Annotated in this window: 14 protein-coding genes; 13 read left to right on the top strand and 1 reads right to left on the bottom strand. The window is 29.4% G+C overall.

The window, feature by feature from the left end; all coding sequences use genetic code 11:
- Position 1 precedes the first annotated feature (1 nt).
- The 5 genes from deoC (at position 2) to KQI42_RS09245 (ending at position 3528) form a co-directional block, all read left to right on the top strand.
- The gene (gene deoC / locus KQI42_RS09265; RefSeq protein WP_216519107.1) at positions 2 to 655 is read left to right on the top strand and encodes a deoxyribose-phosphate aldolase; all 654 of its coding nucleotides are present in this window, start codon (positions 2 to 4) and stop codon (positions 653 to 655) included.
- A 235-nt stretch (positions 656 to 890) separates the two neighbouring features.
- Complete coding sequence (locus tag KQI42_RS09260) at positions 891 to 1805, top strand: ribonuclease Z (RefSeq protein WP_216519105.1); 915 nt, start codon at positions 891 to 893, stop codon at positions 1803 to 1805.
- 136 nt (positions 1806 to 1941) lie between these two features.
- A complete protein-coding gene (locus tag KQI42_RS09255; protein WP_216519103.1) occupies positions 1942 to 2295 on the top strand; it encodes an encapsulin-associated ferritin-like protein in 354 nt (117 codons plus the stop codon).
- A gap of 14 nt (positions 2296 to 2309) precedes the next feature.
- A complete protein-coding gene (locus tag KQI42_RS09250; protein ID WP_216519101.1) occupies positions 2310 to 3095 on the top strand; it encodes a family 1 encapsulin nanocompartment shell protein in 786 nt (261 codons plus the stop codon).
- Between the two features lie 160 nt (positions 3096 to 3255).
- Positions 3256 to 3528, top strand: a complete 273-nt coding sequence (locus tag KQI42_RS09245) for a putative signal transducing protein (RefSeq protein ID WP_216519099.1) — start codon at positions 3256 to 3258, stop codon at positions 3526 to 3528.
- A gap of 73 nt (positions 3529 to 3601) precedes the next feature.
- On the opposite strand, the gene ychF is transcribed toward KQI42_RS09245, so the two are convergent.
- A complete protein-coding gene (ychF, locus tag KQI42_RS09240; RefSeq protein WP_216519097.1) occupies positions 3602 to 4693 on the bottom strand; it encodes a redox-regulated ATPase YchF in 1092 nt (363 codons plus the stop codon).
- A 180-nt stretch (positions 4694 to 4873) separates the two neighbouring features.
- Here ychF and KQI42_RS09235 point away from each other — a divergent pair, with 180 nt between their 5' ends.
- The 8 genes from KQI42_RS09235 (at position 4874) to lgt (ending at position 12341) form a co-directional block, all read left to right on the top strand.
- Complete coding sequence (locus KQI42_RS09235; RefSeq protein ID WP_246566325.1) at positions 4874 to 5776, top strand: phosphate ABC transporter substrate-binding protein; 903 nt, start codon at positions 4874 to 4876, stop codon at positions 5774 to 5776.
- A 44-nt stretch (positions 5777 to 5820) separates the two neighbouring features.
- Positions 5821 to 6690 carry a phosphate ABC transporter permease subunit PstC gene (pstC, locus tag KQI42_RS09230; RefSeq protein ID WP_216519094.1) on the top strand — a complete coding sequence of 290 codons (870 nt, stop codon included), beginning with the start codon at positions 5821 to 5823 and terminating at the stop codon, positions 6688 to 6690.
- Positions 6687 to 7505 carry a phosphate ABC transporter permease PstA gene (gene pstA, locus KQI42_RS09225; protein ID WP_216519092.1) on the top strand — a complete coding sequence of 273 codons (819 nt, stop codon included), beginning with the start codon at positions 6687 to 6689 and terminating at the stop codon, positions 7503 to 7505. The genes pstC and pstA overlap by 4 nt, the downstream gene beginning before the upstream one ends.
- A 19-nt stretch (positions 7506 to 7524) precedes the next feature.
- Positions 7525 to 8274: a phosphate ABC transporter ATP-binding protein PstB gene (gene pstB, locus KQI42_RS09220; protein WP_216519407.1), complete on the top strand. Its 750-nt coding sequence runs from the start codon at positions 7525 to 7527 to the stop codon at positions 8272 to 8274.
- A gap of 76 nt (positions 8275 to 8350) precedes the next feature.
- Positions 8351 to 8821 (top strand): YhcN/YlaJ family sporulation lipoprotein, encoded by a 471-nt coding sequence (locus tag KQI42_RS09215; RefSeq protein ID WP_216519090.1) that lies wholly within the window; start codon positions 8351 to 8353, stop codon positions 8819 to 8821.
- A 147-nt stretch (positions 8822 to 8968) separates the two neighbouring features.
- The gene (yfmF, locus tag KQI42_RS21675; protein WP_216519088.1) at positions 8969 to 10246 is read left to right on the top strand and encodes an EF-P 5-aminopentanol modification-associated protein YfmF; all 1278 of its coding nucleotides are present in this window, start codon (positions 8969 to 8971) and stop codon (positions 10244 to 10246) included.
- Positions 10247 to 10257: 11 nt separating this feature from the next.
- Entirely contained in the window at positions 10258 to 11544 is a 1287-nt protein-coding gene (gene yfmH, locus KQI42_RS09205) for an EF-P 5-aminopentanol modification-associated protein YfmH (protein WP_216519087.1), read from the top strand.
- Positions 11545 to 11612: 68 nt separating this feature from the next.
- On the top strand, positions 11613 to 12341 hold the full coding sequence (gene lgt, locus KQI42_RS09200; protein ID WP_216519085.1) for a prolipoprotein diacylglyceryl transferase: 729 nt from the start codon (positions 11613 to 11615) through the stop codon (positions 12339 to 12341).
- Positions 12342 to 12523: the final 182 nt, after the last annotated feature.

Genomic DNA, 12523 nt, shown 5'->3' with positions numbered 1-12523 from the left:
AATGAAAAATATACCTTCCATGATAGATCATACTATATTGAAACCAGAAGCGACTAGAAGTATGATTGAAACTCTTTGCAAAGAAGCTAGAGAATATAATTTTGCAGCTGTTTGTGTAAATCCATACCATGTAAGGTTCTGCAAAGAGCTACTAAAAGGTTCAAATGTAAAAGTAGCTACGGTAGTAGGATTTCCATTAGGAGCTAACACTAAAGAGCTTAAAGCTTTTGAAACAATTGATGCTATAAATAATGGTGCTGATGAAATTGACATGGTAATTAATGTAGGCGCTTTAAAAGATGGAGAACTTAATATTGTTAAAGAAGATATAAGAGCGGTAGTAGAGGCAGCAAAGGATAAGGCAATAGTTAAGGTTATTATAGAGACTTGCTTACTGACAGATGAAGAAAAAAGGATAGCTTGTAGGTTATCTATGGAAGCCGGAGCACATTTTGTTAAGACTTCAACTGGATTTAATACAGGTGGAGCTACTGTTTCTGATGTAAGGCTTATGAAAGAGGTAGTAGGAGATAAACTGGAAGTTAAAGCTTCGGGAGGAGTAAGAGATTTAAATGCAGCTAAAGAAATGATTGAAGCTGGTGCTACTAGATTAGGTACTAGTTCAGGAATAAAAATTGCTAAGGAAATAGAGTAGTTAATTTTTATATTACTTATCAAAAAAGACTTAATGTTAATGTTTAACATTAAGTCTTTTTTATGTATTTTTACATGGTTATAGAGGTTAATGTAGAAGTTGAAGTGTATAGTTAAAGTATTTACATAATAGATAATAAATAATATATAGAAGCTAGAGAATGAATAATTTTAATAAAAATTAGGAAAGATGTGATATTATTAAGCTGCAATATTTATAAAATGGGGGTGTTTTCATGCTTGATGTAGCTATATTAGGAACTGGTGGAAGTATGCCTATGCCAAATAGAGGGCTTGCCTCTCTTCTTATTAGTTATAATGGAAGAAAAGTACTTGTTGATTGTGGTGAAGGGACTCAAGTTTCCATGAGGATATTAGGATGTGGATTTAAAACTATAGATGCTATATGTATAACTCATTGGCATGGAGATCATACAGTGGGACTACCAGGATTATTATCAACTATAGGAAATAGTGGAAGAACAGATCCACTAACTATAATAGGGCCAAAAGGAATTGAAAAAATAGTAGATGGACTTAGAGTTATAGTACCATATTTGCCTTATGAGATAAATATAGTAGAAGACCCTAAAGACTCTATAATAATATTAAGCTTTAAAGAAAAGCTTATTTTATCTACTTTAGAATTAGATCATTCAGCTCCATGTATAGGGTATAAATTTTACTTAAAGAGAAATCCTAAATTTGATGTAGAAAAAGCTATGAAGCATAATGTACCTAAATCAATATGGGGTAAACTTCAGCAAGGAAGCGAAGTAGAATTTAAAGGAGTTTTATATCAGCCTTATATGGTATTAGGAGAAGAAAGAAAGGGAATAAAACTTAGTTATATTACAGATACAAGACCTATAGATACTATTCATCAATTTATAAAAAATAGTGATTTATTTATATGTGAAGGAACTTATGGGGATGATTTAGATATTGAAAAAGCTATTAAGAATAAGCATATGACTTTTACTGAAAGTGCTAAACTGGCTAAAGATGGAGAAGTGGGTGAGTTAATATTAACCCATTTTAGTCCATCTATGGAAGAACCAGAACTGTACATAAATAATGCAATAAAGATTTTTAGAAATACCAAGATTTCCCATGATAGAATGGTTATAAGTTTAAAGTTTAAAGAATAAACTAATGTTGTCTTTGTCTAATTTGGACATATTATAAATTTATTTTAAAAATTACTTACAAAAAAGGATATGTTTAATAATATTTGGGAAGGGTAATACAAAATTAATGGAATAAAACGATGGGAGGAGATTATTTATGACACAATATCATGAACCGGTAGAAGTGCTAGATGAGAAGGCTCAAGACATAGTAAGAGCTTTAAACAGTTTGAAGGAAGAGGTTGAAGCAATTGATTGGTATAATCAAAGAGTAGTTGCATCAAATGATCCAGAATTAAAAGCAATAATGGCTCATAATAGAGATGAAGAAATTGAACATGTATGTATGACTCTAGAATGGCTAAGACGAAATATGCCTGTATGGGATGAAGAACTTAGGACTTATCTGTTTACTGAAGGTCCTATTGTAGGATTAGAAGGAAAACAGGAAAGTAATAATCAAGAAGATGATGATTCTGGATTTCAATTAAATATTGGTGATTTAAAATAGGGAGGGATTAATGTATGCTATATAGAGAAAATGCACCTATAACTAAAGAAGCTTGGAAAGAAATTGATGAAAGAGCAAAAGAAGTCCTTAAAACTTATTTATCAGCAAGGAAAGTAGTAAAAGTAAATGGACCTAAAGGTCCTCGACAAAATGTACTAACAGAAGGTAGATTAGGAGAAATTGAAAATAAAGATAATGTATTTTATAGTTCTTATAAAGTACTTCCTTTAACAGAAGCGAGAGTTGAATTTGAAATGGATAGATGGGAATTAGACAATATCTGGCGTGGAGCTAAAGATATTGATTATGAGCCATTAGAGGAAGCAGTAAAAGATATTGCTTTGTTTGAAGAAAAGGCAGTATATAATGGATTAGAAGAAACTTCAATAATGGGATTAACTAAAACTTCAGAACATCCTATTATTCCTTTTGGAGAAAATCCGACAGATATAATGGATGCTATTACTCAAGGGATTATAAGGTTAAGAGAAGTTTATGAGGAAGGACCTTTTACTTTGGTAGTAAATGAAGAAGCTTATAGAAGAATTATATCAAAAGAAACATCATATCCATTAGATAAGAGAATTGAAGAGTTAATTGGCGATAAGATCATTTTTAGTCATGTGCTAGATGGAGCACTTTTATTACCTTTTAATCATGAGGATTTAGAATTAACTATAGGAAGAGACTTTTCTATAGGATATCAATCTCATACTAATGATAAGGTTAGATTCTTTGTTACAGAATCTTTTACTTTTAGAGTATTAGACTCATCTTTGATAATTAGATATAGTCTATAAAAAAGTATAACTTATTTTAAAATAGTTTCTTATATTATAAAGCTGTTAGACAGACGAAATAACATAAGAAACTATTTTTTAAATTTATTAAAAGAGCTTAGAAAATTTCAAAAAAATTAACAAAACATAGAGAATAGAATTATTGAAAGGGGTGAGTTCTATGTTTAAAAACAAAGATGGTACTCAAGGAGAAAGTACGTCAAATGATTTTGAAATGGTTCTTTTAAAAACTGCTAGTAATAACTATGAGCTAAGCTTAATAAAAAATTTATTAGATGAACATAAGATTTCATATATTGTGAAAGATCGTGGAATGGGTGGATATATGAGAATAATTGGTGGATCTTCTCTTTACGGAACCGATATATTAGTAGAAAAATCCTCATTTGAAAAGGCAAAAGCAATTCTAGATGAATTCCCTTGGGATGATTAAAGTGTAGTTATGTAAATTATAAGTGTTAAGGTCTATAAAATAAAGTCCAAGTGGAAATCAATCCACTTGGACTTTACACATTAAATCTAATTAAAACCACATCACCATCTTGTACTATATAATCTTTTCCTTCTAAACGTACAAGCCCTTTTTCTTTAGCCTGAGTGAATCCTCCAGTATTTATTAAATCCATATAATTAATTACTTCTGCTCTAATAAAGCCTTTTTCCATGTCTGAATGGATTTTTCCTGCTGCTTGAGGAGCTTTAGTACCTTTTTTAATTGTCCAAGCTCTAACTTCTTTAGGTCCTGCCGTAATAAAACTCATTAATCCTAATAAGCTGTAGCTTGCTCTTATAAGCTTATCAAGACCTGATTCTTCAAGACCAAGTTCATTTAAAAATTCTTTCTTTTCTTCATTATCTAATTGAGATATTTCTGATTCAATTTTACCTGATATAGTTATAACTTCTGAATTTTCTTTTTCTGCATATTCCTTTACCTTTTTTACATAATCATTATCTTCTCCACTTAACAAATCTTCTTCTGAAATATTACATACATATAGAACAGGTTTAGAAGATAAAAGATTAAAGCTTTTAATAATACTTAACTCTTCTTCTGTAAACTCTAGATGTCTTAGAGGCATATTATTTTCAATACCCTCTTTTAATCTATCTAATAGTTCATACTCTTTAGCATAACTCTTATCATTTTTAGCTAACTTTTCTACTTTTTGAAGTCGTTTAGTTATCATTTCTAAATCAGATAACATTAATTCAAGGTTTATTATTTCAATATCATCTAAAGGACTTATTTTTCCTTCAACATGGGTAATGTTTTCATCCTCAAAACATCTAACTACATGGACAATAGATTCTACTTCTCTAATATGAGATAAAAATTTATTCCCTAGTCCTTCTCCTTTACTAGCACCTTTAACTAAACCAGCTATATCAAAAAACTCTATAGTAGCAGGAATAACCTTTTCTGAATTCATTAAATCTTTAAGCATTTCTAACCTTTTATCTGGAACGGCAACAATCCCTACATTTGGTTCTATAGTACAAAAAGGATAGTTTGCTGCTTCAGCTTTGGCAGAAGTCAAAGCATTAAATAAAGTACTCTTCCCTACATTTGGTAGTCCAACTATTCCTAATTTCATTAAAATCTTCCTTTCAAGTAATCCAATAATTTTACACAAGAACAATTATATATTAACTATAGAATAGATTCAATACGAATAGGCTTTTATTTTACATAGACTTAACTTGTCCTTAACTTAAACTTAACATTCTCATATTAATATTAAATTGTAAATAAGAAAATGAAAGGGGATATTAAATTGAAAAAATTTACAAAACCTTTGGTATTACTTAGTTTAGTTCTTGTTTTAATTCTTACTTTTACTGGCTGTAGTAATAAAACTACAGGGGCAAATAAAGGTGGTACTTCACAGTCGACAGATGATGGAGATTCAGTTGAAAACGGCTTATCAGGAACAATTAATATTGTAGGTTCAACTTCTGTAACACCTATGGCTGAAAGTTTAAGTGAGGAATTCTCGAAATTAAATAAAGACGTAAAGATGAACGTTCAAGGTGTTGGTTCTACTGCTGGTATAAAAGCTTCTATAGATGGCACTGCTGACATTGGAATGTCTTCAAGAAACTTAAAGGATGAAGAAAAAAGTACTGGAATTAGAGAATATACTATTGCTTATGATGGAATCGTAGTTGTTGTACATCCTAATAATACTGTAAGTGATTTAGATATGGAAACTATTCAAAAAATATTTAAAGGTGAAATAACAAACTGGAAAGATCTTGGTGGCAAAGATGAAGAAATTTTAATTGTATCAAGAGAGGATGGATCAGGAACTAGAGGGGCTTTTGAAGAAATCCTAAATTTACAGGAAAAAGATAGTTCAGGTAATACTTTAAGTACAATTAAAAAAGATGCATTAATAGCTGATGGAAATGGATCTGTAAAAGCTAATATTTCTAGAAAGGAGAACTCTATAGGATATATTTCTCTATCTTATTTAGATGATACTGTTAAAGGCCTAAAAGTAGAAGGTGTTGAAGCCACTGTAGAAAGTATTCAAAAAGGAGAATATAAAGTATCTAGACCATTTTTTATGTTGACAATGGGTGAAGAATCTGAAGTTGTGAAAGAATTTCTAGCTTTCATATTAAGTGATGAAGGACAAAAAATAGTTGGAGAAAAACAAGTTCCGGTAAATTAATAGATTTTAATAAGGAATTTTGGAATATAAAGGAGATAGTTTACATGAAATTAAATAGAAAAAAAATATATGAAAAAATAAATGAAAGATTGCTGCTTATATGTGGACTAATCTCAATTATAGCTGTATTAAGTATTACTATATTCATATTTTCAAAAGGAATTCCAGCTATAAAAGAAATTGGGCTAAAGGAATTTATATTTGGAGAAGAGTGGCAGCCAACAGGAGGAAGATTTGGACTATATCCTATGATAGTAGGTTCTCTATATGTTACCTTAGGAGCAGTTATGATAGGGGTGCCTATTGGTATACTAACAGCTGTATTTATTAGTGAATTAGCCCCTAAAAGAGTAGCTAGTTTTTACAGAAGGTTAGTAGAATTATTAGCTGGAATACCTTCAGTAGTATATGGTTTTTTTGGATTGGCAACGATAGTTCCAGCAATAGATTTAATATTTGGAGGTGGAGGCAATAGTCTTTTAGCTGCCTCCATTATTCTAGGTATAATGATTTTGCCAACTGTAATAAGCATATCAGAAACCTCAATTAAAAGTGTGCCAATGGAGTTAAGGGAGGGATCTTTGGCTTTAGGAGCTTCTGATATATATACTATATTTAAAGTATTAATTCCCGCAGCTAGATCAGGTATCTTGGCATCTATTGTATTGGCTATTGGCAGAGCAATAGGAGAGACTATGGCAGTGATTTTGGTAGCAGGAAATACTCCCTTAATTCCTAAAGCTTTAGCAGAAAGGATAAGAACATTAACGGCTAATATTGCATTGGAAATGGGGTACGCTTATGGGTTACATCAAAATGCTTTATTTGCTACAGGAGTAATACTCTTTGTTTTCATCATAGTTTTAAATATATTACTAATGAAATTTAATAAGAAAGTTGGTGAGAACAAATGAGAATAACCAAAAAAGGAGAAGAAAATTTAAGACTTTATATATATATTTCAGCTTTGATAACCTTGGGAATAGTATTATGGATACTAGGTCATATTCTAATAAATGGAATAATCAAAGTAGATTGGAAAGTAGCTTTGGAAGATAAGGCGATTCTTCCTTCACTTATAAATACTTTTTATATTGTTCTGTTATCCGTATTAATAACAGCGCCAATAGGCATTGGGGCAGCAATATATTTAAATGAATATGCAAAAGAAGGTAAGTTTGTTAGCTTAATAAGATATTCAACTCAAAGTTTGGCAGGAATACCTTCAATAATATTTGGATTATTTGGAATGATATTTTTTGTTACAAATTTAAAGTTAAAATGGTCAATACTATCGGGAGCTCTGACTTTGAGTATTATGATTTTACCTATAATAATTAGAACCACAGAAGAAGCTTTAAAAACGGTTCCTATAACTTTAAAGGAAGGAAGCTTAGCTTTAGGAGCTTCTAAAATAGAAACTATATATAAAGTTATATTACCTACAGCATTACCTGGAATTATGGTTTCTATTATCCTAAGTGTTGGTCGTGTCATTGGTGAAACAGCAGCAGTATATTTAACTGCAGGTATGGTACCAAGATTAGCATCAAGTATATTTGATTCCGGTAGAACTTTATCTGTTCATTTATATATTTTAGCTAAAGAAGGTATTTCTTTTGAGTTAGCATATTTTACTGCATCTATACTAATTATATTTATTTTAATAATAAATATAATTTCTAATTGCTTAGGTAAAATTGTAAATAAAAAATTAAAAGGAAATTAATTAGGAGGAATAAATGATGATGGCTAAGATAGATGTTACAAATTTAAACCTATGTTATGACAAGGTTAAAGTATTGTACAGTATTAATATGATGTTTACAGCTAACTCAGTTACTGCATTAATAGGGCCTTCAGGATGTGGGAAAACTAGTTTTTTAAGAACTTTAAATAGATTGAATGATACAGTTCCAGGAGTAAAAGTTGATGGAACCATAAAGTTAGATGGGCTTAATATATATAAGGACATGGATGAAATAAAATTAAGAAAAAAAGTTGGAATGGTTTTTCAAAAACCAAATCCATTTCCTATGAATATATATGATAATGTAGCTTATGGCCCCAAGATTCATGGGATAACGAATAAGAAAATATTGAATGAAATAGTTGAGAGGAGTTTAAAACAAGCTTTTTTATGGGATGAGGTCAAGGATAGGTTAAGTAAATCTGCACTTAGTTTATCGGGAGGGCAACAACAAAGATTATGTATAGCAAGAGCTTTAGCAGTGGAACCAGAAGTAATACTTATGGATGAACCAACTTCTGCCTTAGATCCTATAGCAACATCAAAGATTGAAGAGTTAATATTGAAACTAAAAGAAAGTTATACTGTAATAATAGTTACTCACTCAATGCAGCAGGCTGCAAGGATATCTGACTTTACTGGATTTTTCTTATTAGGGAATTTGGTTGAATATAAAGAGACAAAAAAGCTTTTTAAAAGTCCAGATGACGATAGAACAAAAGGATATATTAATGGAATATTTGGATAAAGGCAAAATTTTGCCTTTTTTTTGTTATAAAATTTGTTTTTATTGTAAAACTATAAACAAGAAGGGAGATGAAGTTATGATTAAAAATAAAAAAATAGTTTTAATACTTATTGGAGTACTCTTAATTGCTCAAGTAGGATGTAGAGCCAATACAAACAAAGAATCATTAGAAGGAAAAGACATAAACGATAGTACTGTGGAGGTTGGAGCACCAGACAAAGCTATAATAGATAGATCAGAAAGTGTATCTGATTTAGTAGTAGAGCTTTTTGGTGTAGATAATGCTACCTGCATTATTTTTAATGATATTGCAGTTGTAGGGATAAAAATGGCATATGATACTGAGTTAACAGATGCCATGAAGGAAACTATAATTAATTTAGTTGTTGAAAACGATTCTATGATAAGGCAAGTAGTAATAACAGAGAATGAAAAAATATTTGAACAAGTAGAAAACATTATAGGAGGTCTGATGAAAGGTAAGCCTTATGATGGATATGTTACAGAGATAAACAGGATAATTGAAAAAATCAAAAAAGATAATTAAACCCATCGAAAGATTGGGTTTTTTCTTTCTATTTATAGCACCTTTTTTATTATTGTATTATTTAAAAGAATTATTAATATTAATATTAGTAACAATTAATAAATGTGGGTATAGTAAAAATATATGTTTAAAAAGGAGGTATATTTAGTGACACTAAAATCTGAAAGAATAAACATTGGAAATGGAATAAATTTAAATTTAATAAAGACTAATAAATTTAAGTCTAATTTATTAAGCTATTATTTCATTAGACCTTTATCAAAAGATGAAGTTACAAAAAATGCATTATTGCCTTTGGTTCTAAGAAGAGGTACTGAAGAGCTAGATAATAATCTAAAAATACAAAAAAAGTTAGAAGAAATGTATGGTGCAGACTTGAGTATAAGTGTAAATAAAAGAGGCGAGAGACAAGTATTAAGATTTACTATAGAAAGTGCTAGTGGAGATTATGTTAAAGATAGCAAATATATATATGAGGTTATAGATTTACTAAAATCAATTATTTATAATCCAACATTGGAAGCGGGATACTTTAAAAAAGATTATGTAGAACAGGAAAAAGAGAATTTAAGAAGACGAATAGAAGGAAGAATAAACGATAAAAGAAATTATGCTATTGAAAGATGTATTGAAGAAATGTGTAAAAATGAAAAATTCAGCATATATCCTTTTGGATACATTAAAGATTTAGATGAAATAAACGAGGACGTACTTTACAACCATTATAAACATATATTGTCTAATAGCCCAATAGAAATATTCTACGCTGGAGAATATGATAACAATCTAGTAGATTATATAAAAAACGTTAATAAGATAGAACGAGAAAATATTTTAAATGTTCTAAGAGAACCAATAATTAGTGGAGTACAAACTAAGAATATGATTCATGAAGATATGGATATAAGTCAAGGGAAATTAGTTTTAGGTTATAGAACAGGAATTCCTTATGAAGATAGATTATATAATGCTTTAATTGTTGCTAGTGATATACTGGGTGGTGGTCCAAATTCTAAGTTATTTAGAAATGTAAGAGAAAAGGAAAGTTTAGCTTATTATATAACTTCCAGTATATATAAATATAAATCTATAATGCTAATAGATGCTGGTATTGAATTTGAAAATTTTGAAAAAACCATAGATATAGTTAGATTACAATTAGAGGAAATGAAAAAAGGTGTTTTTACAGATGAAGATATTGAAATATCTAAAAAATCTATAAAGACTTCTACTGAGTCTATAAAAGACAGTCTTTTTCTAATATCTGAATTTTTCTTTAGCCAAAGTTTAACCAATGATAATAGATCTTTAGAAGAAATGTTAGATGATCTAGATAGAGTTACTAAAGATGAAATAGTCGAAGCTACAAATCAAATAATATTAGATACGATTTATTTTATTAGAAATACTAGTGTAAAAGAATAGGAGGATGCGTTTTGACTACTAACACATATAATAATGATAAAATAAAAGAGAAACTTTTTTATAAAGAAACAGACGGTGGTTTAAAGGTTTACTTTATGCCTAAGGAAGGTTATACCAAAAAGTACGCTATATTATCTACAAACTATGGATCAATAGATAACATATTTATCCCTATTGGAGAAAAAGATACAATAGAAGTTCCAGAAGGTATAGCTCATTTTTTAGAACATAAGCTGTTTGAAGAGCCAGATGAAAATATATTTGATAAGTTTTCTAAAATGGGAGCTTATGTAAATGCATATACAAACTTTAGTCAAACCGCATATTTATTTTACTCAACAGATAATTTTTATGAGAACTTGGAATTACTAATCCATTTTGTACAAAATCCGTATTTTACTGATGAAAATGTAGAAAAAGAAAAAGGTATTATTGCCCAAGAAATAAAGATGTATGAAGATAACCCAAGCTGGAAAGTGTTTTTTAACTGTTTAAAAGGGATGTATGAAGAACATCCAGTGAAAATAGATATTGCTGGAACGGTTGAAAGTATTCAAAGTATAAATAAAGAATTATTATATAAATGTTATAACACTTTTTATAATCCATCAAATATGGTGTTGTTTATAGTAGGAGACCTTTCTTTTGATGAAATACTAAGAGTAGTAGATAAAACCGAGAAAAAGGATTATGAAAAGACAGAAGATATTCATAGAGTCTATCCTAATGAACCTAAAAAAATTAAAGAAAAGTTTATTGAAGAAAAGATGACAACTTCTGCACCATTATTTTATATAGGATTTAAAGATTATAGTCTTGGTCTAATGGGAGAAGAGGAGGTAAAGAAGGGTATTATAACTAATTTAATCCTTGATATAATTTTTGGTCCTAGTTCTATATTTTATAACGAGATGTATGAAGAAGGATTAATAGATAGTAGTTTTGGAGGTTATTTTACAGGAAAGTCTACCTATGGTCATTCTTTAATAAGTGGCGAATCTAAAGATCCTAAGTTAGTATATGATAGAATAATGAGGTTAATAGATAGGCCTGTAGATGCTATATTAAAGGAAGAAGACTTTAATCGTATTAAAAGTAAAACTATTGGCAGCTTTTTAATGGGATTAAATTCAGTAGAATTTATAGCAAATAATTTTATAGATTTATATTTTGATAATTTCTTATTAACAGATTATTTAAATGTCTTAGAATCTATATCCTATAGAGATATAATTAATAGATTCAATGAGCATTTTACTAAAGAAAACGTAGTATTATCTGTAATAAATCCATTGTAATGCCTAGGAAATATAAATGATATATGGTATACTTAGTTATTAAAAAGAAATTAGAAAGGTGGCTTATAATGGATCCAGTAGCGTTTCAATTATTTGGGATTGAGGTCAGATGGTATGGAATATTAATTTCTTTAGGGGTAGTTATAGGGGCTATATTAGCTTTAAGGGAAGTTAAAAGAGTAGGTATAGAAGAAGATACTTTAATAGACCTCCTGCTGTATGCTATACCTATATGTTTAATAGGAGCCCGCGCATACTATGTTATATTTAGTTGGGAAGAATATAGACATAATCCAATAGAAATATTTAATATCAGAGGTGGGGGATTAGCAATTCATGGAGTCATATTATCGGCTATTTTTGTTACATTAATCTTCTGTAGAAAAAGAAATGTAGACTTCTGGAAGATAACGGATTCCTGTGCACCAAGCTTAATATTAGCTCAAGCTATTGGGCGCTGGGGCAACTTTATAAATCAAGAAGCTTATGGAAGTCCTACAAATCTACCTTGGGGAATTATGGTTAATGGACAGAGAGTTCATCCGACCTTTCTATATGAATCTATATGGAATTTCTTATTATTTCTATTTTTACTTTGGTATAGAAAGAATAGGAAGAAGGTCCCTGGAGAGGTTTTCTTACTTTATTTAATGCTTTACTCTTTTATTAGATTCTTTGTAGAAGGTTTAAGGACGGATAGTTTAATGTTAGGATCTATAAGGGTTGCTCAGTTAATCAGCATAGTTGGAATATTAATTCCTTTTTATTATTTTATTAAAAGAAGAAAAACCGTTTAAAGCAGAGAAAAAATTCTCTGCTTTTTTCTTTTTCTGTTAATTCAAAGAAAAACTAGTCAAAAAATGAAAAATAGGTCCAAAGTACTAAAAAAAATATATTTTTTTAAAAAATGTAGAAGGAATTATGAAATTAGTATAGAATTAATGTAATGTGGAGTAAAGTGGTGGGAAGTGGAACAGAT

This window comes from Tissierella simiarum, from assembly GCF_018917865.1.
In the GTDB taxonomy this organism is placed as follows: Bacteria; Bacillota; Clostridia; order Tissierellales; family Tissierellaceae; genus Tissierella_C; species Tissierella_C simiarum.
The sequence above is the reverse complement of the archived record's forward strand: the minus strand, read 5'-3'. Positions and strand labels throughout refer to the sequence as shown.

Bases quoted from the DNA above. Each gene is read 5' to 3' on its own strand.
- deoC (WP_216519107.1), top strand. From the start codon at position 2: ATGAAAAATATACCTTCCATGATAGATCATACTATATTGAAACCAGAA.
- KQI42_RS09260 (WP_216519105.1), top strand. From the start codon at position 891: ATGCTTGATGTAGCTATATTAGGAACTGGTGGAAGTATGCCTATGCCA.
- KQI42_RS09255 (WP_216519103.1), top strand. From the start codon at position 1,942: ATGACACAATATCATGAACCGGTAGAAGTGCTAGATGAGAAGGCTCAA.
- KQI42_RS09250 (WP_216519101.1), top strand. From the start codon at position 2,310: ATGCTATATAGAGAAAATGCACCTATAACTAAAGAAGCTTGGAAAGAA.
- KQI42_RS09245 (WP_216519099.1), top strand. From the start codon at position 3,256: ATGTTTAAAAACAAAGATGGTACTCAAGGAGAAAGTACGTCAAATGAT.
- ychF (WP_216519097.1), bottom strand. From the start codon at position 4,693: ATGAAATTAGGAATAGTTGGACTACCAAATGTAGGGAAGAGTACTTTA.
- pstC (WP_216519094.1), top strand. From the start codon at position 5,821: ATGAAATTAAATAGAAAAAAAATATATGAAAAAATAAATGAAAGATTG.
- pstA (WP_216519092.1), top strand. From the start codon at position 6,687: ATGAGAATAACCAAAAAAGGAGAAGAAAATTTAAGACTTTATATATAT.
- pstB (WP_216519407.1), top strand. From the start codon at position 7,525: ATGGCTAAGATAGATGTTACAAATTTAAACCTATGTTATGACAAGGTT.
- KQI42_RS09215 (WP_216519090.1), top strand. From the start codon at position 8,351: ATGATTAAAAATAAAAAAATAGTTTTAATACTTATTGGAGTACTCTTA.
- lgt (WP_216519085.1), top strand. From the start codon at position 11,613: ATGGATCCAGTAGCGTTTCAATTATTTGGGATTGAGGTCAGATGGTAT.